Here is a 25986-nt window from a genome sequence, read left to right as displayed (position 1 = left end):
CCCTCGCCGTGTCTCACGCCCTGCGGGCCACCAGGGACAGCGTCCGCCGGGCCGCTGCCACCACGGCCGCGTCGATGAACCGGCCGTCCGGCAGCGCCTGGGCGCCGCGCTCCGTCGTCGCCGCCTTCACGATCGTCTCGGCCTGGTCCAGCTCCGCCTCCGTGGGCAGATAGGCGCGCTCGATGATGGGCAGCTGGCGCGGATGGATGGCGGCCCGGCCGAGAAAGCCGAGGGCGCGGCCGTGGGCGCAGGAGGCGGCGAGCCCGTCCAGGTCGCGGATGTCGGGGTGGACCGACTGGGGCGGCGGCGCGAGACCGGCCGCCCGCGCGGCGACGACGACCCGGGAGCGGCACCAGTCGAGGCCAGCGTCATCGCGTACGCCCAGGTCGGCCCGGAGGTCCGCCTCGCCGAGGGAGATGCCCCGCAGGGCCGGGTGGGCGGCGGCGATGGCGTGGGCGCGCTCGATGCCCAGGGCGGTTTCGAGGAGGGCGTACAGCCGGTGCCCCGTGGTGCCGGCGGCGCGCACCACCTCGTCGGCGGAGGTCACCTTCGGCAGCCGTACCCCGGACACGCCCGGCAGCCCGGCCACCGCCCGCAGATCGGCGGCGGCCCACGGGCCCTCGGTGCCGTTCACCCGGACGTGCACCCGCACCGGCTGCGGCTCGGACAGCAGGTCGACGGTCGCCGCGCGGGCGTACTCCTTACGGTCCGGGGCGACCGCGTCCTCCAGGTCGATCACCACCACGTCCGCGCCGCAGGCCAGCGCCTTGGCCACCACGTGCGGGCGGTCGCCCGGGACGTACAGCCAGGTGAGCGGGAACGGGATCACAGGGCGCCCTCCTTGCGCAGGGCGTGCAGCTCCGCCGGGGTCAGGCCCAGCTCGGTCAGGACGGCCTCCGTGTCCGCGCCGTGCGGGCGGCCCGCCCAGCGGATCGCGCCGGGCGTGGCGGAGAGCCGGAAGAGGACGTTCTGCATGCGCAGCGGGCCCAGTTCCGGGTCGTCCACGGTGGCGATGGTGCCGAGGGCCGCGTACTGGGGGTCGGACATCACGTCCCGCACATCCTGGACCGGCGCCACCGCGGCCTCCGCCTTCTCGAAGGCGGAGATCACCTCGTCGCGGGTGCGGCCGGCGATCCAGCGGCCGACGGCCGCGTCGAGGACGTCGGCGTGCGCCGCGCGTCCGGCGCCGGTCGCGAACCACGGCTCGTCGATCAGGTCCGGGCGGCCGACCAGGTCCATGACGCGTTCGGCGACCGACTGCGCGGAGGTGGAGACGGCGACCCAGCTGCCGTCGGCCGTGCGGTAGGTGTTGCGCGGGGCGTTGTTCTGGGAGCGGTTGCCGGTGCGCGGCTGGACGTGGCTCAACTGGTCGTACCAGATGGGCTGCGGGCCGAGGACGGTCAGGATCGGCTCGATGATGGCCATGTCGACCACCTGGCCCGCGCCGGTGTGCTCCCGGGCGGCCAGCGCCGTCATCACCGCGTACGCCGTGGCCAGGGCGGCGATGGAGTCGGCGAGACCGAAGGGCGGGAGCGTCGGGGGCGCGTCCGGCTCGCCGGTGATCGCGGCGAAGCCGCTCATCGCCTCGGCGAGGGTGCCGAAGCCGGGGCGGCGCGCGTACGGCCCGAACTGGCCGAAGGCGGTGACCCGGGTGAGGACGAGGCGCCGGTTGACGGCGGACAGCTCCTGCCAGCCCAGGTCCCACTTCTCCAGCGTGCCGGGCCGGAAGTTCTCGATCACCACGTCGGCGGTGGCGGCCAGCCGCAGCAGGGTGGCACGGCCGCCGGGCTTGGACAGGTCCAGCGTGACGGTGCGCTTGTTGCGGCCGAGCAGCTTCCACCACAGGCCGACGCCGTCCTTGGCGGGACCGTGACCGCGCGACGGGTCGGGCTTCGCCGGGTGCTCGACCTTGATGACCTCGGCGCCGAAGTCACCGAGCAGGGTCGCGGCGAGCGGGCCGGCGAAGAGGGTGGCGAGATCGAGGACGCGCAGACCGTCCAGGGGCCGGGGGGCGTTCATCCGGCGTGCGGGGCCTCGTACGGGACGAGGCCGGAGGTCGGGTCCCCGTGCGGGCTGGGGCCGGCGGTCGCGCTGTCGGGTGCGGTGGGGGTCATGGGCGGGTCGCCTCCAGGTGAGTGAGCTGGGCGAGGGTGTCGAAGCCGGTGCCGTCGAAACCGGTGACGGAGGTGGCGAGGCGGTTCTTGAGGGGGGCCGTCCAGCGGTCGGACAGGGCGGCGGGGGTGCCGGCGAGGAGGCCGGCGATGCTGCCGGCGGTGGCCCCGTTGGAGTCGGTGTCCCAGCCGCCCGACACGGCGCGGCAGATGGAGCCGGTGAAGTCGCCGTCCGCGTGGGTCAGGGCGGCGGTGATCAGGGCGGTGTTGGGAAGGGCGTGGACCCAGTGGTAGGTGGCGGAGTAGCGGGCGTGCAGCGCGTCCACGACCTGGTCGAAGTCGGCGTGTTCGGCGGCCAGCAGGACGGCGTGGTCCAGGGCCTGCGCCAGCCGGGAGCCGGGCGGCACCACCGTGCGGCCGACGCGCAGGCAGGCGTGCACGTCGAGGGTTCCGGTGGCCGCGGCGGCGATGGTGGCCGCGATGAACATCGCCGCGTAGACGCCGTTGGCGGTGTGGCTGAGCACGGCGTCGCGGTGGGCCTGTTCCGCGGCGGCGGCCGGGTCGCCCGGGTTGGTCCAGCCGTGCACGTCGGCGCGGATGAGGGCGCCGATCCACTCGCGGAAGGGGTTGCGGTGGCGGGCCGTGTGCGGGGGTTCGATGCCGGCGAGGAGGTTGCGGTAGGCGATGCGCTCGGCGGTGAAGGTGCGTCCGGCGGGGAGTTCGTCGAGCCAGAGCCCGGCCAGTTCGACGGTGCTGAACGCCCTGCCGTGCCGACGCAGCAACAGGAGGTTCAGCAATGGGTAGTTGAGGTCGTCGTCCTCGGGCATGCCGTCGATGTTCTCGGCGAGCGAGGTGGCGGCGGAGCGGCGGTTCCAGGGGTGGGCCGCCTTGAGGCCGTCGGGGACCCCGCGGGCCGTGAAGTACCCGGTGAGCGGCCAGTTGCCGGTGGACCGGGCGAGCCGGCGGATGCCGTCGAGGGACACCTTCTCGACCGGCTTGCCCAGCAGACAGCCCACGGCCCGCCCCAACCAGGCCGCTTCGAACCGAAGCGGGGTCAGGGCCGTACGGACGCCACCGCCCCTCGACCCGCCGTCACCCGGACCCCGCATGCCTGCGGCGCCAAAGGACCCGTGGCCGGGGGACCCGTGGGCCGGGGATCCGCGGGCTGGCAACCCGCTGTCCAACAACCCGTGTTCGGCGAACCGGCGGTCCCGGAACCCGTGGTCCGGCGGCCGGTGGCCTGCCAGTCCGTCACCCGCCGGTCCGTCACCCGCCGGTCCGCCACCCGCCGCCCCGTGGGCCGGCGGTCCGGAGGGCCGTGTCTCGCGGTTCGGCGGCCGACGCCCCGTCAATCCGATTGCAGCCAGGAGAGGTTCGGTCGGCCAGTGGGGGCACAGGGTCTTGATGTCGGTCAGGTCGGTCGGTTCCCGGTCGGCCGATGTGCTGGGCAGGTCGGCCAGTTCGTCCAGCAGGTCCTCCGCGAGCAGCCGCAGGTACCGCGACGCCGGCCGCGGGGAGGCACCGGCACGCACCGGCGCGGCACCGCCGCCCGCCGCCGTCCACCGCGCCTCGATCGCCGTCGGCTCGCGTCCGTCCTGCCGCGCCTGGCGAAGCTCGTGGGCCACCAGGTCCTCCGGCTGGACCCAGGTCAGCCGGAGCATTCCGGACCCCCGAGTGCGGCGAACGCCCGCTCGTGGGCCCGGCGCCGTCCGACGTCCCGCGCGAAGACCTCCCGTGCGACCTCGGTGAGCGTCCGGGCCGGCGCCCACAGGTCCAGCCGGCTCGCCTCCGCCACGGTCTTGGACCAGTCCTCCGGCACGGGCGAGCCGAGGGCGCCGGCCAGCGCGCCCGCCATCGTCGCGATCGAGTCGCAGTCGCGGCCGTAGTTGACCGAGCCCAGCACCGCCTGCCGGTAGTCGCCGTCGGCCACCAGCAGCATGCCGAGCGCGATCGGAAGTTCCTCGATCGAGTGCAGCCGGGACGGGCGGCGGGCGCCGAGCGACGGGGCCCGGTAGTCGGGGCCGACCGTGTCGTAGGGTGCCACCGCCTCCCGCAGCGGGACCAGCGCCGACTCGATGTCGCGGTATCGGCCGGCCACCGCGCAGACCTCCTCGATCGCCGCCCGGGTGCCGTCCTTCGCCAGCGACAGGCAGGCGGCCACCACCGACCGGGGGCTCGCGCCGGGTGCCGCGGCCGCCGCCACCGCCGCGGCGAAGACCCCGGCCGCCTCACGGCCGTACGAGGACTGGTGCGCGCCCGCGACGTCCAGCGCCTCGGCGTACGCGCCCGCCGGGTTGGCCGCGTTGACCAGGCCGACGGGGGCCATGTACATCGCCGCCCCGCAGTTGACGATATTGCCCGTGCCCGACTCCCGGGGGTCCACATGGCCGTACGCCAGGCGGGCCACCAGCCACTTCTCCGCCAGGAAGATCCGGTGCAAGGGCAGCGCCTCCGCCTCCAGTTCGGGGATCCAGCGCGGGTTGGTCATCAGGTCAGGCACCAGGTGGTCGGCGACGGCGTAGGCGTCCAGGTGGTCCCGGACCCGCGCGTACACCCGGACCAGCGCATGGGTCATCAGGGTGTCGTCGGTGACGTGCCCGTCGCCCTTGTGGTACGGAGCGATGGGGCGTGCGGTGCGCCAGGCGTCCCCGTGCCAGGGGCCGACGACGCCGTGCACACGGCCACCGTGGCGTTCGAGGATCTGGTCGGGCGAGTAGCCCTCGACGGGGCCGCCGAGCGCGTCTCCGACGGCGGCGCCGACGAGCGCCCCAGTGATCCGCTCATGCAGACCGGGGCCGCCGATTTCATCTGCTGTGGGCGTCATGCCCCGCATCATCCCCCTGGAGCGGCCGGTTGCGCGGCTTCCAGGAGTCCGGCGAGTTCGACCAGGTCGGTGCCGGTGAGGCGCGGGAGCGCACAGCCGGAGAGGGTGCGGCAGGCGTCCCGCCACGCACGCGGAACGGCCGCGCCGCCGCCCAGCGCCCCGGTCAGCGCGCCCGCCAGCGCGGGGGCCGAGTCGGCGACCCGGGACAGGCAGGCCGCGGCGGGCACGGCCTCGGCGATCCGGCCCCGTGCGGCGCTGGCCAGGGCGAGGGCGACCGGGACCGTCTCGGCGGCGGCGATGCCGTAGCTGTAGACGTGGTCGACGATCTGGTGCTCCAGGAGGGGGATCAGGGCGAAGGCGGTCCCGGTGTCGTGGGCGAGGGCCAGCGCATGCCGGGCGTTGCGGCCGATCTCCGTGGTCGCGGGCAGCTCGCCGAGGGCCGCCGTCACACAGGTGTCCACGTCCGCGTCGGCGAGCGCCAGGGCGAGGGCGGCGGCCATGGCCCGGGCGCCGTGCACCCCGTCGCCGTCCTGGGTGTAGCGGGCGTCGAACTCGGCCAGTTCGGCGGCGCGCCCGGGGTCGCCGCGGTGGGCGACGGCGAGCACGCAGGCGCGTACGCAGGCCGCGTCGTCGAAGTAGTGCGGGTTGTCGTGGCCGGTGGCGGGCGGGCGCAGCCCGGTGGCGAGGTTGCCGAGGCCGGCCCGGACCGAGATCCGGGCGCGCAGCGGCAGCACCGCGGACTCGACCTCCGGGGCGCGCTCGGCCGCGGCGGCGACCTCGGAGGCGACGGCGCTCCAGGTGAGGTCGATGGCGGCCCGGGTGCGGCGGTCCCGGCTCAGGTCCCCGAGCGCGCTGTCGTCGCCGGCGCGCAGCACCGCCTCGGCCGCGAACACCGCCCACTCGGCGTCGTCGGAGGGGCCGAGGCGCAGCGGCTCCGGGGGCTGGTTGAGCGCGATCGGCACGGGCAGCGTGGTCGTCGCGTTCTGCTCGGCGAAGGTGTCCAGCTCGCGGGTGAGCCGCCGTGTCCACTCGGGCATCCGGGCGGCCCGGTGGCGCGCGGCCGGCCATCCGGCGGCGTCCCCCGCGGCCAGCCCGAGCAGCAGTCCCTCGATCCTGCGGCTCACGGCCGCACCGTGCCCTGCTCGCCCTGCGCACACGCGGCGGGCACGTAGGCCGCGGTGTCGGCGGGCGGTACGGTCGCCGGCTCGGCCGCCGGGTGGGCCTCGCCGCGTACGGTGTCCGGTGTGAGCCCTTCCGCGGCCTGCACCCCGGCCCGGGCGACGAGGTCGCACAGCGCACCGGGCGGGACGTGCGGCAGGGACGGCCTGGCCGCCCCCGCCCCGGATGCCTCCCGGCCCGGGAACTCCGGTGCGCCCTCGTCCGCAAATTCCGGTCCGACCCGGACCAAGGGTTCCGGTGTGTCCCGGACCAAGGGTTCCGGTCCGTCCTGGACCAGGAGTTCCGGTGCGTTCACGGCCGCGAGTTCCGGTGCCTGCTCGACCAAAGGTTCCGGTGCCTCTTGGACCAGGAGTTTTGATGCGTCCCGGATCAGGAGTTCCGGTGCTTGCCCGACCAAGGGTCCCGATGCCTGCTTGACCAGGAGTTCCGGTGTGTCCTCGACCAGGAGTTCCGGTGCCGCCCGGAGCGGGGGAGCCGGTGCCCGTTCGACCAGGAGGTCCGCCACGTCGAGCACATGGTGGCCCGCCATGGACGGCAGGCAGCTGCCGCGGGCCGGACCGATCGCCGCCGCCCACTCGGGCGGTACGGCGCCGGCGCCCTCGGTGGCGCCGGCCAGCGCGCCCGCCACGGCGGCCGTGGTGTCGGCGTCCCGGCCCATGTTGACCGCCGTCAGGACGGCCCGCCGGAAGTCGCCGTCGGCGGACGCGTACGCCCCGAAGGCGAGCGCCACCGCCTCGGGGGCGAGGTCGGTCCAGGGGTAGCCGCCGACGACGACCGCGGAGCGGACCGCGCGTTCGCCGCGGTGGGCGACGGCGACCGCCCGGCGCAGCGAGCGGGCCGTCCACGAGTCGTCGGGGACGACGGCGAGCGCGGCGGCGACCACGGCGCTGACCGGCGCCCCCGCCATGGCCGCGGCCACCCCGGCGGCCACCGCCTGCCCGCCGTAGATGCCCTCGCCGTCATGGCTGACCGAGCCGTCGATCGCCACCAGGCGGGCCGCCTCGGCGGGGCGGCCCGCCGCGAACACCCCGAAGGGGGCCGCCCGCATCGCGAGGCCGTCGCTCCAGGCGTGGCGGTGCTGGGCGGAGATGGGCGCCGCCAGCCCCCGGCGCAGGTTCTCCAGCGTGCCCCGCTCGCTGAATCCCGCTCCCCGGAAGGGCCCCTCGTGCCGGTTCGCGATCCACTCGTGCCAGGCCGCCTCCGCATGCTCCGGGGTGAGCGCGCAGCCGTGCCGGGCGAGCAGCAGCCCCGAGAAGATCGCGTACTCGGTGTCGTCGGTGCCGGCCGGCCGTTCGACGACGTAGCCCGTGATACGGCCCCAGCGGGCCCGGATCTCCGAGGGCTTCAGGTTCTCCGCCGGGGCCCCGAGCGCGTCTCCCACCGCCAGGCCGAGCAGCGCGCCGCGCGCCCGGTCGCGGAGTTCGGTGGCGTCCCCGGGGGACGGGACCGACGGGATGCGGGCGATCGATGCCATGGGCGGCTCTCTTCGTGGGGCGGCTTTTGCGGATGTCTGCCACCGGAGCGGTCGGCGCCAGCACCGATGCCCTCAGCATCACCCGGTCGACATATGCGCGGACCTTTGCACGTTTGAGCAAAAAAGGTAAAGCCGCAGGTTAGCCCAGCCTTTCCTTGCTGGCGGGACGGAAATCAAAAGCGTAGATTCGCTGTTGTCAAAAAGTAGAACCCGTCCAACTAGGCTCCTGGGGGGACCCCTATGGCCATCATCGACACCGAGGCCGCGCTGCACGAGGCCCATCGGGACAACCACACGCACCGGGACGTGAACGGCGGCTGGCTGCGCCCCGCCGTGTTCGGCGCGATGGACGGCCTGGTCTCCAACCTCGCCCTGATCACCGGTGTGGCGGGCGGCGCGGTCGGCCACCAGACCATCGTCATCACGGGGCTCGCGGGCCTCGCCGCCGGCGCCTTCTCCATGGCGGCCGGCGAGTACACCTCCGTCGCCTCGCAGCGCGAGCTGGTCGAGGCCGAGCTGGACGTCGAGCGGCGGGAGCTGCGCCGCCACCCGCAGGACGAGGAGGAGGAACTGGCGGCGCTCTACGAGACCCGGGGCGTCGAGCCGGAGCTGGCCCGCGAGGTCGCCCGGCAGCTGTCCCGGGACCCCGAGCAGGCCCTGGAGATACACGCCCGGGAGGAACTGGGCGTCGACCCGGGCGATCTGCCGTCGCCGCTGGTCGCGGCGGTCTCCTCGTTCGGCTCCTTCGCGCTGGGCGCCCTGCTGCCCGTCCTGCCGTACCTGCTGGGCGCGACCGCGCTGTGGCCGGCCCTGGTGCTGGCCCTCATCGGGCTGTTCGGCTGCGGCGCCGTGGTCGCCAAGGTGACCGCCCGCAGCTGGTGGTTCAGCGGTCTGCGGCAGCTTGCCCTCGGTGGCGCGGCGGCCGGTGTGACCTACGCCCTGGGCAGTTTGTTCGGAACCGCCGTAGGATAGTGCGGCTGGCACCCATGCGCCGGGCCGCATGAGCAGCCTGTTACCCACTGGTTTCGAATCCTTAACCGCTGGGCATGAGCCGTAAGCGCTGTGGGCAAAGACGCCCGCGGCGCATCCGCGGGATGAGTGAGGACGCTCCTCCCGCCCCCCTTCGGGCCGATGGACATCGATCTGTCCGCGCCGGCCCCCACATACTTCCGCCGCCGTGCGCGGCGTTCTGTCGCGCACCCCGGCGACGTCCGCATGGTGGAACGGAGCATATTCCCGAGCACCGTTCCATCATGTAACCTGCACGAAATTTTGCACTCACGCAGAGGGCCAGCGTCGTCCCTCGGCAGCCGCATATGCCAGATGACGACGACGGGAGAGCCGATGCGTACACCGCGCCAGCCGTCCCAGCATTCCACGAATGGCCGGAACTGGTCGTTCATGGATGCTCGCCCTGCTGCGCAGGGTATGTACGACCCCCGCAACGAGCACGACGCCTGCGGCGTCGGCTTCGTGGCCACCCTCACCGGCGAGGCGAGCCATGTGCTGGTCGAGCAGGCGCTCACGGTTCTGCGCAACCTGGAGCATCGCGGTGCCACCGGCTCCGAGCCCGACTCCGGCGACGGCGCGGGACTGCTCTCCCAGGTGCCGGACGCCTTCTTCCGCGACGTGGCCGGATTCGAACTCCCCGCGGCCGGGGCGTACGCCGTCGGCACCGCCTTCCTGCCCGAGGAGCACACCGCCGAGGCCGTCTCACGGATCGAGACGATCGCCCGCGAGGAAGGGCTGACGATCCTCGGCTGGCGCGAGGTCCCGGTCGCCCCCGACCTGCTGGGCGCCACCGCCCGCTCGACCATGCCGGTCTTCCGGCAGCTCTTCGTCACCGACGGCGCCAGCGAGGGCATCGCGCTGGACCGCAAGGCGTTCGTGCTGCGCAAGCGCGCCGAGCGCGAGGCCGACGTGTACTTCCCGTCGCTGTCCGCGCGCACGATCGTGTACAAGGGCATGCTGACCACCGGACAGCTCGAACCGTTCTTCCCCGACCTGTCCGACCGCCGCTTCGCCACCGCGATCGCGCTCGTGCACTCCCGGTTCTCCACCAACACCTTCCCGTCGTGGCCGCTCGCGCACCCGTACCGCTTCGTCGCGCACAACGGCGAGATCAACACCGTCCAGGGCAACCGCAACTGGATGCGCGCCCGCGAGTCCCGGCTGGTATCCGACCTGTTCGGGGACGGAAACCTGGAGCGCGTCTTCCCGGTGTGCACGCCCGGCGCCTCGGACTCCGCCGCCTTCGACGAGGTGCTGGAACTGCTGCACCTCGGCGGCCGCTCGCTGCCGCACTCCGTGCTGATGATGATCCCGGAGGCATGGGAGAACCACGCCTCCATGGACCCGGCCCGGCGCGCCTTCTACCAGTTCCACGCCACCATGATGGAGCCCTGGGACGGCCCGGCCTGCGTCACCTTCACCGACGGCACCCAGGTCGGCGCCGTACTCGACCGCAACGGACTGCGGCCCGGCCGCTACTGGGTCACCGACGACGGCCTCGTCGTCCTCGGCTCCGAGGTCGGCGTCCTCGACATCGACCCCGCCAAGGTCGTCCGCAAGGGCCGGCTGCAGCCCGGCCGCATGTTCCTCGTCGACACCGCCGAGCACCGCATCATCGAGGACGACGAGATCAAGGCGACCCTCGCCGCCGAGCAGCCCTACGCCGACTGGCTGGAGGCCGGCGAGATCGAGCTGGGCGACCTGCCCGAGCGCGAGCACATCGTGCACACCCACGCCTCGGTCACCCGCCGCCAGCAGACCTTCGGCTACACCGAGGAAGAGCTGCGCGTCCTGCTCGCGCCGATGGCCAAGACCGGCGCCGAGCCCATCGGCTCCATGGGCACCGACTCGCCGATCGCCGCCCTGTCCGAGCGCCCGCGCCTGCTGTTCGACTACTTCACCCAGCTGTTCGCACAGGTCACCAACCCGCCGCTGGACGCGATCCGCGAGGAACTGGTCACCTCGCTGCGCTCCGCGCTGGGCCCGCAGGGCAATCTGCTCGACCCGAACGCCGCCTCCTGTCGCTCCGTCGTGCTGCCCTTCCCGGTCATCGACAACGACGAGCTGGCCAAGCTCATCCACATCAACGCCGACGGCGACCTGCCGGGCTTCAAGGCCGCGACCCTCTCCGGCCTGTACCGGGTCGGCGGCGGCGGCGCCGCGCTGGCCGCCCGCATCGACGAGATCTGCGCCGAGGCCGACGCCGCCATCGGCAACGGCGCCCGGCTGATCGTCCTGTCGGACCGCCACTCGGACGCCGAGCACGCCCCGATCCCCTCGCTGCTGCTCACCGCCGCCGTCCACCACCACCTCATCCGCACCAAGCAGCGCACCCACGTGGGCCTGCTGGTCGAGGCCGGCGACGTCCGCGAGGTCCACCACGTGGCCCTGCTCATCGGCTACGGCGCCGCCGGCGTCAACCCCTACCTGGCGATGGAGTCCGTGGAGGACCTGGTCCGCGCGGGCACCTTCCTGCCCGGCATGGAGACCGAGCAGGCCATCCGCAACCTGATCTACGCGCTCGGCAAGGGCGTCCTGAAGGTCATGTCCAAGATGGGCATCTCGACCGTCGCCTCCTACCGCGGCGCCCAGGTCTTCGAGGCCGTCGGCCTCGACGAGGGCTTCGTCGAGAAGTACTTCAACGGCACCGCCACCAAGATCGGCGGCGTCGGCATCGACGTCGTCGCCGAGGAGGTCGCCGCCCGGCACGCCAAGGCCTACCCCGCCTCCGGCATCGCCCCCGCGCACCGCGCCCTGGAGATCGGCGGCGAGTACCAGTGGCGCCGCGAGGGCGAGCCGCACCTGTTCGACCCCGAGACGGTCTTCCGCCTCCAGCACTCCACGCGCACCGGCCGCTACGACGTGTTCAAGAAGTACACCGCGCGCGTGAACGAGCAGTCCGAGCGCCTGATGACGCTGCGCGGGCTGTTCGGCTTCGCCGCGGACCGGCAGCCGGTCCCCGTGGACGAGGTCGAGCCGGTCAGCGAGATCGTCAAGCGCTTCTCCACCGGCGCCATGTCGTACGGGTCCATCTCCCGCGAGGCGCACGAGACGCTTGCCATCGCCATGAACCGGCTGGGCGGCAAGTCCAACACCGGTGAGGGCGGCGAGGACCCGGAGCGCCTGTACGACCCGGCGCGCCGCTCCTCGATCAAGCAGGTCGCCTCCGGCCGTTTCGGCGTGACCTCCGAGTACCTGGTCAACGCCGACGACATCCAGATCAAGATGGCCCAGGGCGCCAAGCCCGGCGAGGGCGGCCAGCTGCCCGGCCACAAGGTGTACCCGTGGGTGGCCAAGACCCGGCACAGCACCCCCGGCGTCGGCCTGATCTCGCCGCCGCCGCACCACGACATCTACTCCATCGAGGACCTGGCCCAGCTGATCCACGACCTCAAGAACGCCAACCCGGCCGCGCGGATCCATGTGAAGCTGGTGTCCGAGGTCGGCGTCGGCACGGTCGCCGCGGGCGTCTCCAAGGCGCACGCGGACGTGGTCCTGATCTCCGGGCACGACGGCGGCACCGGCGCCTCCCCGCTGACCTCCCTCAAGCACGCGGGCGGCCCCTGGGAGCTGGGCCTCGCCGAGACCCAGCAGACCCTGCTGCTCAACGGCCTGCGCGACCGGATCGTGGTGCAGACCGACGGCCAGCTGAAGACCGGCCGTGACGTGGTGATCGCCGCGCTGCTCGGCGCCGAGGAGTTCGGTTTCGCGACCGCGCCGCTCGTCGTCTCCGGCTGCGTCATGATGCGCGTCTGCCACCTGGACACCTGCCCGGTCGGCATCGCCACCCAGAACCCGACCCTGCGGGAGCGGTTCGCCGGCAAGGCCGAACACGTGGTGAACTTCTTCGAGTTCATCGCCCAGGAGGTCCGCGAGCTCCTGGCCGAGCTGGGCTTCCGCTCCATCGAGGAGGCCGTCGGGCACGCCGAGGCGCTTGACGTCAGCCGCGCCGTCGACCACTGGAAGGCGCAGGGCCTGGACCTGGAACCGCTGTTCCACGTGCCCGACCTGCCCGCGGGCGCGGTGCGCCACCAGGCCGTCGAGCAGGACCACGGCCTGGCCAAGGCCCTGGACAACGAGCTGATCAAGCTCGCAGCCGACGCCCTCGCCGCGTCCAGCGCCACCGACGCCCAGCCGGTGCGCGCACAGGTCCCCATCCGCAACATCAACCGCACGGTCGGCACCATGCTCGGCCACGAGGTGACGAAGAAGTTCGGCGGCGCAGGTCTGCCCGACGACACGATCGACATCACCTTCACCGGCTCGGCCGGCCAGTCCTTCGGCGCGTTCCTGCCGCGCGGTGTCACCCTCCGCCTGGAGGGCGACGCCAACGACTACGTCGCCAAGGGCCTGTCCGGCGGACGGGTGATCGTGCGCCCGGACCGCGGCGCCGACCACCTCGCCGAGTTCTCCACGATCGCGGGCAACACCATCGCCTACGGCGCGACCGGCGGCGAGCTGTTCCTGCGCGGCCGCACCGGCGAGCGGTTCTGCGTGCGCAACTCCGGTGCGCTGGTGGTCGCCGAAGGCGTGGGCGACCACGGCTGCGAGTACATGACCGGCGGTCACGCGGTCGTCCTCGGCGAGACGGGCCGCAACTTCGCGGCCGGCATGTCCGGCGGCGTCGCCTACGTCGTCGACCTGAACCGCGACCACGTCAACGCGGGCAACCTGGGCGCGATCCAGCCGCTGGACGAGACGGACAAGCAGTGGCTGCACGACGTGGTGCGCCGCCACCAGGAGGAGACCGGCTCGACGGTCGCCGAGAAGCTCCTGGCCGAGTGGGACACCGCGGCCGACCGCTTCACCAAGATCATCCCCAGCACGTACCAGGCAGTGCTCGCCGCCAAGGACGCCGCCGAGCGAGCCGGTCTCTCCGAGACCGAGACCCACGAGAAGATGATGGAGGCGGCGATCAATGGCTGACCCGAAGGGCTTCCTCAACCACGGCCGTCAGATCGCCGAGACCCGTCCCGTCAGCGAGCGCGTCAAGGACTGGAACGAGGTCTACGTCCCCGGCTCCCTGCTGCCCATCATCAGCAAGCAGGCCAGCCGGTGCATGGACTGCGGCATCCCGTTCTGCCACAACGGCTGCCCGCTCGGAAACCTGATCCCCGAGTGGAACGACTACGCCTACCGCGAGGACTGGTCCGCCGCCTCGGAGCGGCTGCACGCCACCAACAACTTCCCGGAGTTCACCGGGCGGCTGTGCCCGGCGCCCTGCGAGTCGGCGTGCGTGCTCGGCATCAACCAGCCGCCGGTCACCATCAAGAACGTCGAGGTCTCGATCATCGACAAGGCGTGGGACGCCGGTGACGTCCGGCCGCAGGCGCCCGAGCGGCTGTCCGGCAAGACGGTCGCCGTGATCGGCTCGGGACCGGCGGGCCTGGCCGCCGCCCAGCAGCTGACCCGGGCCGGCCACACCGTCGCCGTCTACGAACGCGCCGACCGCATCGGAGGCCTGCTGCGCTACGGCATCCCCGAGTTCAAGATGGAGAAGCGGCACATCAACCGCCGCATCGAGCAGATGCGCGCGGAGGGCACCCGGTTCCGCACCGGCATCGAGATTGGCCGCGACCTGAAGGCGACGGACCTGCGCAAGCGGTACGACGCCGTCGTCATCGCCGCCGGCTCCACCACCGCCCGCGACCTGCCGGTGCCCGGCCGTGAACTCAAGGGCATCCACCAGGCGATGGAGTACCTGCCGCTGGCCAACAAGGTCCAGGAGGGCGACTACGTCACCGCGCCGATCTCGGCGAAGGGCAAGCACGTCGTGGTGATCGGCGGCGGCGACACCGGCGCGGACTGCGTGGGCACCGCCCACCGTCAGGGCGCGGCCTCCGTCACCCAGCTGGAGATCATGCCCCGCCCCAACGACGAGCGGGACAAGGTCTCCCAGCCCTGGCCGACCTTCCCGATCCTCTACAAGGTCACCTCGGCCCACGAGGAGGGCGGCGAGCGCATCTACGCGGCGTCCACCACCCACTTCGAGGGCGACGAGGACGGCCAGGTGCAGTGGCTGCACCTCGCCGAGGTCGAGTTCGTCGAGGGCAGGCTGACCCAGAAGCCGGGCACGGAGCGCCGTATCCCCGCCCAACTCGTCACGCTCGCCATGGGGTTCACCGGCACCGACCGGGACAACGGCCTGGTCGAGCAGTTCGGCCTCGAGCTGGACGAGCGGGGTAACATCGCCCGCGACGCCGAGTTCCAGACCAATGTCCCGGGCGTCTTCGTCGCCGGTGACGCCGGTCGCGGTCAGTCGCTCATCGTGTGGGCGATCGCCGAGGGCCGCTCGGCCGCCAAGGGCGTCGACCGCTTCCTGACCGGCGCGAGCGACCTGCCGGCCCCGATCCGCCCGACGGACCGCGCCCTGGTCTGACAGACGTCCCGTACAAAGGCGTACGGAACACCGACGGCGCCTGCCCACTCCCCGACCGGACCAGGGCAGGCGCCGCCGTCTTCCCCAACACCCCAAAGGGCACGGAAAACGGCGCGCCCAGCCACGACGCGCCCGCAGGCGACGAACGATGCGTAACGGCGTCCCTAATGGGGCCCCGGGCCCCGATGCAGCGCCCTGAAGGGGCGCGGGGAACTGCGCGCCCAGCCGCAAGGCACCCGCAGACAAAGAACGACACGTCACGCCACGGCAGGTCACCGCACCTCGTACAACTCCCCGTACACCCGCCACCGCAAAGGCCGGCGCAGCCCCACGTTGCCGTCGTAGAGAAACTGCCGCTGAGCCGTGTCGATACGACTGGTGTCGATCCCCGGCCGCTTGGCCCGCATCGCCTTCCGGCGGACGTCCAGGAAGATGTCGAGGTACGCCTTCTCGCTACCCCCCTCGGCAGGGGTGTCGGCCTCCTTGAGTGCACGTTCACGCAGGCCGTAGAAGCCGTCCGGACCGGTGCCTGGCCCATGGAAGACCATCGCGTCGTAGTAGATGAACTGGCCCAGCGTGCCCAGCCCGTCCAGCTTGGCGAGGCGGACGGCGGGGTCGAAGTAGGCGCGGTCACGCTCGGAGTCCTGAGCCGCACGGAAGGCCGGAAGCTTCGACTCCGCCTTCCAGGCGGCGGTGAAGCCGGGATCAAGGCCCTCGTGCGAGTCCGTGCCGTCGACCTTGCGCAGCGCGGGCAGATAGCCGGCGAGACCGTTGTCCGGATGCGCCTTGGTGTAGCGCTCGACCAGGGTGAGCAGGTCATGCGTGCCGGTGCAGAAGCCGATGATGCCCGCGGTGTAGCCCTGGCCGTCGCCGATGTCCTCGATGTAGCCGTACGTACTGCGCCAGTCCAGCGTGGAGTTCTCGGCGCTCGCGACGAGCTGCTGCGCCAGCTCCTTCTTCTGCGGCGCGGCGAGGCCCGGCGGGGCGTCCGCGATCACCTCGTCGTCCTGGGACTTCTCCGACCGCTCGGCCCGCGCCTTGGCGTCCGTGCGGGCCTGGGCGGCGGCGGAGGCGGGCTGGGACGAGGACGGGCCCGAGTCGCCCGGCGTGGCCACGTACACCACCGCCGTGACGATCACCGGGACGGCAGCGAACAGCAGAATTCCGGCTCGTTTCATGACATCACCGTACGGCCCGGATCAGGCCGCCCCTCCCGTCAGTTCCGAGACCTTCGCCCAGGTCAACCCCACCAGCAGGACCAGCACGGCGATGCCCGCGCCCGCCTGCACCAGGGTGCGCCGGCCGTCCCGCGGCGCGTACGCGTAGGCGAGTGTCAGCGTGCCGCCCGCCAGCAGTCCGCCGAGGTGCCCCTGCCAGGACGCGAACCCCGCGGAGATCACCAGCCACAGCAGCAGCCCCACCATGTAGCGGTTGACGGCGTTCATGTCGTAGCCCAGGCGGCGGGCCATCACGTAGTAGGCGGCACCGAGCCCGAAGATCGCGCCGGACGCGCCGACCGTCAGCGTGTCCGGGGCGATCAGCAGCACCAGTACGGAGCCGCCGAGCGCCGAGAGCAGATACAGGGCGACGAAGCGGACGCGGCCCAACTGGGCCTCGACCACCCGGCCGAGGCTCCACAGGGACACCATGTTCAGCACGATGTGCAGGACGCCGAACGGCGTCTCCGTGGCCGGCAGATGCAGGAACGCCCCGGTCAGCAGCCGGTACCACTCGCCGTCGGCGACCCCCTCCGCGTGCACGTCGGGGCCGTAGGGGTACTGCCACAGATAGTGCGTGCCGTCGCCGCCGACGAGCCCGCGCCCCAGCATCCCGAACCGGTCCACCACCCCGGGGCGCACCAGTTCGGCGAGGTAGGCGAGGACATTGAGGCCGATGAGGACACCGGTGACGACCGGCACCGTGGTGATCCGGCCGCCGAACGCGGTCCGCGCCTGCCGTATCGACCGGGCGCCCTCCCGCACGCAGTCCACGCACTGGTGGCCGACGGCGGCCTCGCGCATGCAGGCCGGGCAGATGTAGCGATCGCAGCGGGTGCAGCGCACATGCGACTCCACCTTGGGGTGGCGGTAGCAGGTGGTGACGGCGGACTCGGCGGCCACGGCCGGCTCCTCAAGATCATGGGGACGGGACGAGCCGGTGGGGACGGCGGCGAACAAAATAGCGAACCGCGGCGGCGGGAGGAAAAAGCGGGGGTGGAAGATCGCGTAGTCTCGGCCTCCGGAGCCGCACGAGGGGGGAGCCCGGCATGGCCGCGATCAGTCTCAGCAAGGTGGCGGAGAGCGCGCCCGCGCTGGTCGAGCCGTACCGCACGGCCGGGGTGTCCCTCGCCAAGCGCGGGCTCGACGGACTGCGCGCCGCCGTCTACCTCGTCATCGACTACTCCGGATCGATGCGGCCGTACTACGAGGACGGCAGCGTGCAGGCGCTCGCCGACCGGGTGCTCGGACTGTCCGCGCACCTCGACGACGACGGCCGGGTGCCGGTGGTGTTCTTCTCGACGGACATCGATGCCGTCACCGACATCGCCCTCGCCGACCACCAGGGCCGCATCGGCCGGATCGCCGCCGGGCTCGGGCACATGGGCAGGACCAGCTACCACCTGGCCATGGACGCCGTCATCGACCACTACCTGGACAGCGGCTCCACCGCGCCCGCCCTCGTCGTCTTCCAGACCGACGGCGGCCCGATCAGCAAGCCCGCCGCCGAACGCTATCTGTGCAAGGCGGCCAAGCTGCCGCTGTTCTGGCAGTTCGTCGGCTTCGGCGACCCGGACAGCCGCCAGTTCGACTTCCTGCGCAAGCTGGACGAACTGGCGGTGCCGGACCGCCGGGTGGTCGACAACGCGGGCTTCTTCCACGCCGGCCGGGACCCGCGGAAGGTCTCCGACGCCGACCTGTACGACCGCTTGGTGGGCGAGTTCCCCACCTGGCTGAGCACAGCCCGGTCCCAGGGCATCATCCCTTCACCCTGACCCGGCCGGGGCGCGGTTCCCGGGCCGGGGTCAGGTGTCGCAGTCCAGTACCGTGCGGCACAGGGCGCAGCGGGCCCGGACCCGGCCCTTCACCGGTACCCGGATGCGCTGCTGGCAGGTCGGGCAGGGGAAGGAGACGCGCAGCCGGCCGCCGCCGTCGGGGGTGAAGGTGTAGGGCACGCCGGGCTGCGGCCCGTGGGCGTGCCGGCGGTCGTGGGCGTAGCGGCGGCGGCCCGCCCAGCCCGCCGCGGTCAGCGGCGGCTGCTGTTCGTCGTGCCGGGCCTGCGCCAGGCCCTTGGTGTACGCCGTGTACGCCTGCGGGCTGGTGAACCACACCGACGGGTCCTCGCCGAAGACCAGGGAGCGCTTGGCCAGGACGTAGCCGAACTCCTCCGGGGTGAGGTAGCCGAGCTTCTGGGACGACACCGAGTCCTCCCGGAAGGCGTCCAGCAGCAGCCAGCCCGCGCCCAGGTACGTGGCCGCCGTGTCCGTGAGGATCTCGTTCTCCGCCGTGCTGGGGAAGGACAGGTCCAGACGGTGCAGATAGACGTGCGTGACCTCGTGCGCCAGGGCCGCGCCGATGTCCCGCCGATGGGTGCGGAAACGGTCGTTCAGCTCGACGAAGTACTCGGGACCCGCAGCGAGTTCGACGTTCGCCGCATGGGTCATCTCGCGGAAGCTGACGATCACCCGGGCGTCCGGCAGCCGGAAGTGCCGGACGATCTCGCCGGCCACCCGCTGCGCGCCCAGGTGCAGATCGTCGGTGTCGCAGAAGGCCACGTCGGCGGGGGCCACACTGGTCGGGAAGGTCTGGATCGTGTCGTACGACAGCCGCCTGTACAGCGCGGTGATCGCGGCCCGCACCGTCTCCAGATGCGGGTAGCCGTGCATGACCGGCCCGTCGTTCGCCACGCCGTCACCCCCAAGGACGCCCCGACTTCTCATCCACTGTATGCGGGTGTGAGCGTTTTTCGCCGGTCCGCGGCCCCCCGTGGTCGTCCCGGCGCGGTCGCACGCGGGGCGGGTGCGGGGCGGGCGCGTGGTGGCCATCCGCGTGTCCCGCCCGCGGTTCGAGCCTTGTCCCGCCCGGCAGTTCGAGCCGTGCGTCGCCGGCCCCGCAGGCCGTGACCGCGCACCGGTACGGTCCGGTGCGCCGCCCCGGGCGGCGCCGTGCGGGGCACCGCGGACACCCCGCCGTCGAAGGCGTCCGCCGCAGCCCACGCGCGTGTACCCGTGCATGTCGAGCGACCGGGGCCCCGGCCTCGACGATCCGCCGATGATCGAACCCGCCGCCCCTTAGGCTGAACCCCCATGACCACCAGCAACACCGGTACCGGTGACGTCGATCCCGCCGTCCGCGCGGAACTCGACCGGCTGCGCGACAGCATCGACAACATCGACGCGGCCGTCGTCCACATGCTCGCCGAGCGCTTCAAGTGCACCCAGCAGGTCGGCCGGCTCAAGGCCGTGCACCGGCTGCCGCCCGCCGACCCGGCCCGCGAGGCCCGGCAGATCGCCCGGCTGCGCAGCCTCGCCGAGCACGCCAAGCTGGACCCGGCCTTCGCTGAGAAGTTCCTCAATTTCATCGTCGCCGAGGTGATCAGACACCACGAGCGCATCGCCGAGGACACCGCCAGGCACCAGGCCGTCGAGCCGGGCTGATCTCCGGCGACGCGGGAGGCCCGCGGGCCTTTCCGCGGGCACGGTTCGTCAGACCGCGGGCACTCCCCGTCAGTGTCCCGGCGTAAGCTGGTGGGCCTGCCGGGCGGGAGGGACGTGGGGCCATGCCGTCGGACGCCGAGATCCTCATCGTCGACGACCACCAGCACACGCTGTACGCACTGGAGCACGCCCTGGCCCCGCTGGGCCTCAGGACCGGCCGCGCCACCAGCTCGGACCAGGCGCTCAAGCAGGTCCTGCGCGGCCGGGTCGGCCTCCTCCTGCTCGATGTGAGCACGCCCGGCGCCTACGGCCCGGACGGACCGGACGGCCTGGACGTGGTGCGGTGCATACGCCGCCTGGAGCAGACCCGGCACATCCCCGTCGTCCTGCTCACCGGCTCCGACCCGGACCGCGAACTGGCCGAGGCCGCCTTGGGGCTCGGGGTCGCCGACCTCGTCCGCACCCCGGTCGACCCATGGGCCCTGCGCACCAAGGTCGGCCATCTGTACGCCGCCCACCAGCGCAGCCTCGCCCTGGAACGGGAGGTGCGCGAGCTGCGCGCGCTGCTCGCGGCCCGCGCCCAGGACGGGGACCGCGGCCCGCGCGCCGCCCGGCCGCACCCCGACGGCCGGGTACCGCCGCAACGCGACGCCGGGCGGGCCACCACCGCCCCATAACGGACATAAGCCGCGTACCACATCCGCCCCTGTGTGTTGTCGGCGGCATCGGGCAGCATGGCCTGCATGTCCGTACTCACGCGCGACGAAGCGCACAACCGAGCACAGCTCCTCGACGTCCACCGCTACACGATCAAACTCGACCTGACCACCGGGGACGCGACCTTCGGCTCGCGCACCGCGATCAGGTTCTCCGTGCGGGCGGACGCCACGAACACCGACACGTTCGTCGAGGTCAAACCCGCCGAGCTGCGCTCCGTCACGCTCGACGGACACCCCCTCGACCCGGACTCGCTGGACGAGAACCGGCTGCCGCTGAAGAACCTCGCCGCGGGCGAGCACGAACTGCGCGTCGACGCGCGGATGCACTACTCCCGCACCGGCGAGGGCATGCACCGCTTCACCGACCCCTCCGACGGTGAGACCTACGTCTACACCCAGCTGTTCATGGACGACGTGCAGCGCGTCTTCGCGGCCTTCGACCAGCCCGACCTGAAGGCCGTCTTCGAGCTGTCCGTCACCGCCCCCGAGAGCTGGACCGTCCTCGCCAACGGGGTCACCGAGCACCTCGGCGCGGGCCGCTGGCGGGCCGCCCCGACCCCGCTGATCTCCACCTACCTGGTCGCCGTCGCCGCCGGACCCTGGCACTCCGTGCGCACCGAGCACCGCGGACTGCCCTTCGGCATCCACTGCCGCCGCTCCCTCGCGCCCCACCTGGACGCCGATGCCGAGGAGATCATCGACGTCACGCGCGCGTGCTTCGACCGCTACCACGAGAAGTTCGAGGAGCCCTACCCCTTCGACTCCTACGACCAGGCGTTCGTCCCCGAGTTCAACGCCGGCGCCATGGAGAACCCCGGCCTGGTCACCTTCCGCGACGAGTTCGTCTTCCGTTCCGCCGTCACCGACACCGAGCGGCAGACCCGCGCCATGGTCATCGCCCACGAGATGGCCCACATGTGGTTCGGCGACCTCGTCACCCTCAAGTGGTGGGACGACATCTGGCTCAACGAGTCCTTCGCCGAGTACATGGGCTACCAGACCACCGCCGAGGCCACCCGCTTCACCGACACCTGGGTCGACTTCGGCGTCGCCCGCAAGGGCTGGGGATACAACGCCGACCAGCGCCCCTCCACCCACCCCGTCGCCCCCGAGGCCGTGGACGACACAGCCGCCGCGCTGCTCAACTTCGACGGCATCTCCTACGCCAAGGGCGCCTCCGCGCTGCGCCAGCTCGTCGCCTGGCTCGGCGAGAAGGACTTCCTGGCCGGCATCAACACGCACTTCGCCCGGCACCGGTTCGGCAACGCCACGCTCGCCGACTTCATCGACTCGCTGGCCACCGCCACCGAGCGCGACGTGCACGCCTGGGCCGACGCCTGGCTGCGCACCACCGGCGTCGACACCCTCACCCCGGCCGTCACCCCCGCCGCCGACGGCACCTGCGCGCTCACCGTCGCACGCGACGGCAGCCGGCCGCACCGCATCACCGTCGGCCTGTACGACCACGACCTCGCCGACGAGGGCCGCCTCGTGCTGCGTGAGCGCGTCGACCTCGACGTCCCGCAGACCGCACCGCACCCCCTCGGCAAGCGGCCCGCGCTGCTGCTCCTCAACGACGGCGACCTGACCTACGCCAAGGTCCGGTTCGACGCCGAGTCCTTCGACGCGCTGCGCACGGGACTGTCCGGCCTGCCCGATCCGCTCACCCGCGCGGTCGTCTGGAACGCGCTGCGGGACGCGGTCCGCGACGGCGAACTCCCGCCCGCCGCCTACCTGGACGCCGCCCGCGCCCATCTGCCGCACGAGACCGACCTCGCCCTCGTTGAGGGCGTCCTCGCCTTCGCCACCGTGCACGTGGCCGGCCGGTACGTCACGCCCGAGGACCGGCCCGCCGCGCTGGCCACGCTCTCCTCGCTCTGCCGCGACCTGATCCGGCGCACCGAGGACGGCGACAGCCCCGGCCTGCGGCTGCTCGCCGTCCGCCACTTCATCGACGTCGCCGCCCACCCCGACACGATCGCCGCCTGGCTCGCCGACGGCACCGTGCCCGGCGGACCCGAGCTGGACCCGGAGCTGCGCTGGCGCATCCTGGGCCGGCTCGCCGTGCTCGGCGCCACCGACGAGGCCGCCATCGCCGCCGAACTGGGACGCGACCCGAGCGCCACCGGCCAGGAGGGCGCCGCACGCTGCCGCGCCGCCCTGCCCGATCCCGAGGCCAAGCGGGCCGCGTGGGAGGCGATGTTCGCCGCGGACCGCGGGGCCGAACTGTCGAACTACCTGTTCATCGCCACCGCCCGCGGCTTCTGGCAGCCCGAACAGGCCGATCTGGTACGGGAGTACGTGCCGCGCTACTACCCCGACGCGGTCGCCGTCGCCGCCCGCCGCGGCCCGGCCATCGCCACCGCCGTCGGCCGCTGGGCCTTCCCGGCCCACGCCGTGGACGCCGAGAACCTCGCCCTCGGCGAGGCATGCCTACGCGACGGCGAGCCGACCACCGCCCTGCGCCGCTGGCTCACCGACGAACTCGACGACCTCGCCAGGGCCCTGCGCATCCGCAAGGCATAACTCTCCTACGGGGGCCCGGCACCGGGGCCACGAACCCGCCCGCCGAGCCCTCGGCCGGTGCGCGGCCGTCTCGGAGCGCGGGGTCCAACTCGTGCCCGCGCGCGACACGGTGCCGGGCACGGACCTCCGCAAACCGTCGGGCGACAGGGGCGTGTTGCCGCCGGCACATACCCGACAGGTTTTCCCCGTACGGGAGTACCCACTTTCGGGTCCCATCGCCGCGCATCCCGGGCGCGTCGGGGCCGTTGCGTACAAGCTGGAAGCCACATGGTCGTTCCGCTGTCCCGCGGCCCGGAGGAGAGCCCATGAGCACGCCCCCCTTCGCCTCGTCCCCCGAAGGGCCCGACGCCCTGCGGCCGTTGCTGGACACCGTGCTCGACGCCCTCCGGGACGGCGCACGGGCGCGCGGCGGTCCGCTGCCCGCGGGCGGCCCCGAGGCGGTCGCCGCGCGGATCGCCGAGGCCGTGGGCGACGTACTGCCCGGCGAGGGCGACCCGGACGCCCTGCGCACCCTCGTGCGGGCCCTCGCCGAGGGCTCGGCCGACCCCGCCGACCCGCTGTGCGCGGCCCATCTGCACTGCCCGCCGCTCGCCGTCGCCACCGCCGCGGACCTCGCGGTGAGCGCCCTCAACCCCTCCCTGGACTCCTGGGACCAGGCGCCCGCCGCCTCCGCGCTGGAAGCCGTCGTCACCCGCCGAATCGCCCAGGAGATCGGCCTGGCCGACGCCCTCGTCACCACCGGCGGCACCGAGTCCAACCAGCTCGCGCTGCTGCTCGCCCGCGAGAGGCAGGGCGGCGGCGTCCGGCTCGTGTGCGGCGCCAACGCCCACCACTCGCTGCCCCGTGCCGCCTGGCTGCTGGGCCTGCCCGAACCCGTGGTCGTATCCACACCGCGCGGCATCCTCGACCCGGCCGCGCTCCATGACGCCGTCGTCCGGCTCCCGGGCCCCCTGCTGGTCGCCGCCACCGCCGGCACCACCGATGCCGGCCTCATCGACCCGCTCGCCGAGATCGCCGGACTGTGCTCCGCCCACGGTGCCCGGCTGCACGTCGACGCGGCCTACGGCGGTCCGCTCGTCTTCAGCGACCGGCACCGCGAGCAGCTGGCCGGTCTCGAAGCCGCCCACACCGTCACCCTCGACCTGCACAAACTCGGCTGGCAGCCGGTCGCAGCTGGCCTGATCGCCGTGGCCCGCCCTCGCGAACTCGCCGTGCTCCAGCACCGCGCCGACTACCTGAACGCCGACGACGACACCGAGGCCGGCCTCCCCGACCTGCTCGGTCGCTCCCTGCGCACCACCCGCCGCCCCGATGTGCTCAAGACCGCCGTCACCCTGAAGACGCTCGGCCGCCGCGGACTCGGCGCCCTGGTCGACCAGGTGTGCGCGCTGGCCCGTGAGTTCGCCGCCCTCGTCCAGGACCACCCCGGCTTCGAACTGTACGGCCGGCCCGTCATCAGCACCGTCCTGTTCCGGCCCGCCGGAGCGGACGACGAGGCCGTCGCCGCAGTACGGCGCGGACTGCTCACGGAGGGCCGGGCCGTGCTCGGGCGCGCCCGCCTCGACGGCCGCCTCTGGCTGAAGACCACCCTCCTCAACCCCCACACCCGCCCGGACGAACTGGCCCGCCTCCTGAAACTCGTGGAAGGAACCACGCCCAGATGACCAGCCCCCCACACCACGAGACCGAAGCCCCCCGCGATCTCGTCGGCGTCGGCATCGGCCCGTTCAACCTGTCCCTCGCCGCCCTCGCCCACCCGCTCGCCGAACTCGACGCCGTCTTCTACGAACAGCGCCCGGGCTTCGACTGGCATCCCGGCCTGCTCATCGAGGGCGCGACCGTCCAGGTCCCCTTCCTCGCCGACCTGGTGACCCTCGCCGACCCGACCAGTCAGTGGAGTTTCCTCAACCACCTCAGAAGCCGGGACCGGCTCTTTCCCTTCTACTTCGCCGAGCGCTTCCACAGCCTGCGCGCCGAGTACGACGCCTACTGCCGCTGGGTCGCCGAGAACCTTCCCGGACTGCACTTCTCCCACCAGGTCGACGCCGTCCGCTGGAACCCCGGACGGGACGTCTTCGAGGTCGACTACACCCGCCTCGACGCCGAAGGCAAGGCGGAGTCCCCGGGCCGCACCCACACCAGGAACATCGTCCTCGGCGTCGGCACCGCCCCCCATGTGCCCGATCCGCTCAAGCCCCTGGTGGCGGCGCCCGATGTCCCCGTCGTGCACGCCGCCGACTATCTGAAGCACCGCGAGGCGTTCCTCGCCGCCGGGCATGTCACCGTCGTCGGCTCCGGGCAGTCCGGCGCCGAGGTCTTCCTGGACCTGCTGCGCCACCGCCCGCCCGGCCGCGAACGGCTCCACTGGCTGGGCCGCACGGAGGCGTTCGCGCCCATGGAGTACTCCAAGCTCGGCCTGGAGCACTTCACCCCCGACTACAGCCGTTACTTCCACGGCCTGTCCGAACCGGTCAGGGACCGGCTCGTCGCCGCACAGTGGCAGCTGCACAAGGGCATCGACGCCGAGACCATCGCCGCCATCCACGACGAGCTGTACCGCCGCAGCCTGCACGGCGGCTGGCCCGACGCCGTACTCACCCCCGGGGTCCAGGTGCGCACGGCGGGCCGTGTCGCCACCACCCAGATCGAACTCCACCTGGAACACGTCCAGCAGGACACCCGTTCCCGGCTGACCACGGACGCGGTCGTCCTCGCGACCGGCTACCGGGAACGCTCGCTGGACCGGATCCTCGCCGGACTCGACCCCCATGTGCGCCGCGACGGCGCCGGCCGCCCTGAGGTGGACGAGTCGTTCCGGCTCGTGCTCGACCCGTCCGTCACGGGCACGGCCTATGTGCAGAACGCGGAACGGCACACCCACGGCGTCGGCGCGCCCGACCTGGGGCTGGCCGCCTGGCGCAGCGCCACCATCATCAACTCCCTGACGAGGAAGGAGACCTACCCGCTGCCCGGCCGGACGGCCTTCACCAGCTTCGGACTCGAACCGGCCAGGCCGGTGCCGCCCGCCCGGCAGGCCCGGGTACTGACCCCGCTCGTGGACGACCGGAGCTGACGAGCCGGCCCCGGGCCGATGCCCGGGGCCCGCCCG

General features: G+C 73.0%; 17 protein-coding genes and 1 pseudogene. 9 read left to right on the top strand and 9 right to left on the bottom strand.

All coding sequences use genetic code 11. The features are described 5' to 3' along the window. Window positions 1–13: 13 nt before the first annotated feature. From ACIRFL_RS10715 to ACIRFL_RS10690, 6 genes and pseudogenes are all read right to left on the bottom strand, one after another. Window positions 14–829, bottom strand: coding sequence for an HpcH/HpaI aldolase/citrate lyase family protein (locus tag ACIRFL_RS10715; RefSeq protein WP_404026327.1), 816 nt, complete (start codon window positions 827–829; stop codon window positions 14–16). Continuing rightward, window positions 826–2019, bottom strand: a complete 1194-nt coding sequence (locus ACIRFL_RS10710) for a CaiB/BaiF CoA transferase family protein (RefSeq protein ID WP_404026325.1) — start codon at window positions 2017–2019, stop codon at window positions 826–828. The genes ACIRFL_RS10715 and ACIRFL_RS10710 overlap by 4 nt, the downstream gene beginning before the upstream one ends. A 91-nt stretch (window positions 2020–2110) precedes the next feature. Next, the gene (locus ACIRFL_RS10705) at window positions 2111–3772 is read right to left on the bottom strand and encodes an ADP-ribosylglycohydrolase family protein (RefSeq protein WP_404026324.1); all 1662 of its coding nucleotides are present in this window, start codon (window positions 3770–3772) and stop codon (window positions 2111–2113) included. Then, window positions 3760–4935, bottom strand: coding sequence for an ADP-ribosylglycohydrolase family protein (locus ACIRFL_RS10700; RefSeq protein ID WP_404026321.1), 1176 nt, complete (start codon window positions 4933–4935; stop codon window positions 3760–3762). Before ACIRFL_RS10700 ends, ACIRFL_RS10705 begins: the two co-directional genes overlap by 13 nt. A gap of 8 nt (window positions 4936–4943) precedes the next feature. After that, on the bottom strand, window positions 4944–6092 hold the full coding sequence (locus ACIRFL_RS10695; RefSeq protein ID WP_404026320.1) for an ADP-ribosylglycohydrolase family protein: 1149 nt from the start codon (window positions 6090–6092) through the stop codon (window positions 4944–4946). Window positions 6093–6601: 509 nt separating this feature from the next. Beyond that, a pseudogene (locus tag ACIRFL_RS10690) lies at window positions 6602–7588 on the bottom strand (ADP-ribosylglycohydrolase family protein); the annotation flags it as partial. Between the two features lie 240 nt (window positions 7589–7828). Here ACIRFL_RS10690 and ACIRFL_RS10685 point away from each other — a divergent pair. From ACIRFL_RS10685 to ACIRFL_RS10675, 3 genes are all read left to right on the top strand, one after another. Beyond that, window positions 7829–8560, top strand: coding sequence for a VIT1/CCC1 transporter family protein (locus ACIRFL_RS10685; RefSeq protein ID WP_404026317.1), 732 nt, complete (start codon window positions 7829–7831; stop codon window positions 8558–8560). A 456-nt stretch (window positions 8561–9016) separates the two neighbouring features. Further along, window positions 9017–13525, top strand: coding sequence for a glutamate synthase large subunit (gltB, locus tag ACIRFL_RS10680; protein WP_404026315.1), 4509 nt, complete (start codon window positions 9017–9019; stop codon window positions 13523–13525). Further along, window positions 13518–14978 carry a glutamate synthase subunit beta gene (locus tag ACIRFL_RS10675; protein WP_404026312.1) on the top strand — a complete coding sequence of 487 codons (1461 nt, stop codon included), beginning with the start codon at window positions 13518–13520 and terminating at the stop codon, window positions 14976–14978. The genes gltB and ACIRFL_RS10675 overlap by 8 nt, the downstream gene beginning before the upstream one ends. A gap of 272 nt (window positions 14979–15250) precedes the next feature. On the opposite strand, the gene ACIRFL_RS10670 is transcribed toward ACIRFL_RS10675, so the two are convergent. Together ACIRFL_RS10670 and ACIRFL_RS10665 are read right to left on the bottom strand one after the other, a co-directional pair. Next, complete coding sequence (locus ACIRFL_RS10670) at window positions 15251–16156, bottom strand: chitosanase (protein WP_404026310.1); 906 nt, start codon at window positions 16154–16156, stop codon at window positions 15251–15253. Between the two features lie 21 nt (window positions 16157–16177). Continuing rightward, window positions 16178–17098, bottom strand: a complete 921-nt coding sequence (locus tag ACIRFL_RS10665) for a rhomboid family intramembrane serine protease (protein WP_404026308.1) — start codon at window positions 17096–17098, stop codon at window positions 16178–16180. A 146-nt stretch (window positions 17099–17244) separates the two neighbouring features. Between ACIRFL_RS10665 and ACIRFL_RS10660 the strand changes: the two genes are divergently transcribed. Next, on the top strand, window positions 17245–17970 hold the full coding sequence (locus ACIRFL_RS10660; RefSeq protein WP_404026306.1) for a vWA domain-containing protein: 726 nt from the start codon (window positions 17245–17247) through the stop codon (window positions 17968–17970). A 30-nt stretch (window positions 17971–18000) separates the two neighbouring features. Here the strand turns inward: ACIRFL_RS10660 and ACIRFL_RS10655 are convergent, their stop codons facing one another. Beyond that, complete coding sequence (locus ACIRFL_RS10655) at window positions 18001–18882, bottom strand: hypothetical protein (RefSeq protein WP_404026303.1); 882 nt, start codon at window positions 18880–18882, stop codon at window positions 18001–18003. A 399-nt stretch (window positions 18883–19281) separates the two neighbouring features. Here ACIRFL_RS10655 and ACIRFL_RS10650 point away from each other — a divergent pair, with 399 nt between their 5' ends. The 5 genes from ACIRFL_RS10650 (at window position 19282) to ACIRFL_RS10630 (ending at window position 25950) form a co-directional block, all read left to right on the top strand. Then, the gene (locus ACIRFL_RS10650; protein WP_404026301.1) at window positions 19282–19632 is read left to right on the top strand and encodes a chorismate mutase; all 351 of its coding nucleotides are present in this window, start codon (window positions 19282–19284) and stop codon (window positions 19630–19632) included. Window positions 19633–19754: 122 nt separating this feature from the next. Then, the gene (locus tag ACIRFL_RS10645) at window positions 19755–20309 is read left to right on the top strand and encodes a two-component system response regulator (protein WP_404026298.1); all 555 of its coding nucleotides are present in this window, start codon (window positions 19755–19757) and stop codon (window positions 20307–20309) included. A gap of 66 nt (window positions 20310–20375) precedes the next feature. Next, complete coding sequence (gene pepN / locus ACIRFL_RS10640; protein WP_404026295.1) at window positions 20376–22877, top strand: aminopeptidase N; 2502 nt, start codon at window positions 20376–20378, stop codon at window positions 22875–22877. A gap of 305 nt (window positions 22878–23182) precedes the next feature. Next, a complete protein-coding gene (locus tag ACIRFL_RS10635; RefSeq protein WP_404026292.1) occupies window positions 23183–24541 on the top strand; it encodes a pyridoxal phosphate-dependent decarboxylase family protein in 1359 nt (452 codons plus the stop codon). After that, window positions 24538–25950: a lysine N(6)-hydroxylase/L-ornithine N(5)-oxygenase family protein gene (locus ACIRFL_RS10630; protein ID WP_404026290.1), complete on the top strand. Its 1413-nt coding sequence runs from the start codon at window positions 24538–24540 to the stop codon at window positions 25948–25950. Before ACIRFL_RS10635 ends, ACIRFL_RS10630 begins: the two co-directional genes overlap by 4 nt. The last annotated feature ends 36 nt before the right edge of the window (window positions 25951–25986 follow it).

Source organism: Streptomyces sp. NPDC102462 (assembly GCF_044765425.1).
Lineage (GTDB): Bacteria > Actinomycetota > Actinomycetes > Streptomycetales > Streptomycetaceae > Streptomyces.
This window is presented reverse-complemented; position numbering and strand designations above follow the sequence as displayed.

What these genes read in the sequence shown, in the direction of transcription:
- ACIRFL_RS10710 (WP_404026325.1), bottom strand. Translation starts at nt 2,019, where the DNA reads ATGAACGCCCCCCGGCCCCTGGACGGTCTGCGCGTCCTCGATCTCGCC.
- ACIRFL_RS10705 (WP_404026324.1), bottom strand. Translation starts at nt 3,772, where the DNA reads ATGCTCCGGCTGACCTGGGTCCAGCCGGAGGACCTGGTGGCCCACGAG.
- ACIRFL_RS10700 (WP_404026321.1), bottom strand. Translation starts at nt 4,935, where the DNA reads ATGACGCCCACAGCAGATGAAATCGGCGGCCCCGGTCTGCATGAGCGG.
- ACIRFL_RS10685 (WP_404026317.1), top strand. Translation starts at nt 7,829, where the DNA reads ATGGCCATCATCGACACCGAGGCCGCGCTGCACGAGGCCCATCGGGAC.
- gltB (WP_404026315.1), top strand. Translation starts at nt 9,017, where the DNA reads ATGTACGACCCCCGCAACGAGCACGACGCCTGCGGCGTCGGCTTCGTG.
- ACIRFL_RS10675 (WP_404026312.1), top strand. Translation starts at nt 13,518, where the DNA reads ATGGCTGACCCGAAGGGCTTCCTCAACCACGGCCGTCAGATCGCCGAG.
- ACIRFL_RS10670 (WP_404026310.1), bottom strand. Translation starts at nt 16,156, where the DNA reads ATGAAACGAGCCGGAATTCTGCTGTTCGCTGCCGTCCCGGTGATCGTC.
- ACIRFL_RS10660 (WP_404026306.1), top strand. Translation starts at nt 17,245, where the DNA reads ATGGCCGCGATCAGTCTCAGCAAGGTGGCGGAGAGCGCGCCCGCGCTG.
- ACIRFL_RS10650 (WP_404026301.1), top strand. Translation starts at nt 19,282, where the DNA reads ATGACCACCAGCAACACCGGTACCGGTGACGTCGATCCCGCCGTCCGC.
- ACIRFL_RS10645 (WP_404026298.1), top strand. Translation starts at nt 19,755, where the DNA reads ATGCCGTCGGACGCCGAGATCCTCATCGTCGACGACCACCAGCACACG.
- pepN (WP_404026295.1), top strand. Translation starts at nt 20,376, where the DNA reads ATGTCCGTACTCACGCGCGACGAAGCGCACAACCGAGCACAGCTCCTC.
- ACIRFL_RS10635 (WP_404026292.1), top strand. Translation starts at nt 23,183, where the DNA reads ATGAGCACGCCCCCCTTCGCCTCGTCCCCCGAAGGGCCCGACGCCCTG.
- ACIRFL_RS10630 (WP_404026290.1), top strand. Translation starts at nt 24,538, where the DNA reads ATGACCAGCCCCCCACACCACGAGACCGAAGCCCCCCGCGATCTCGTC.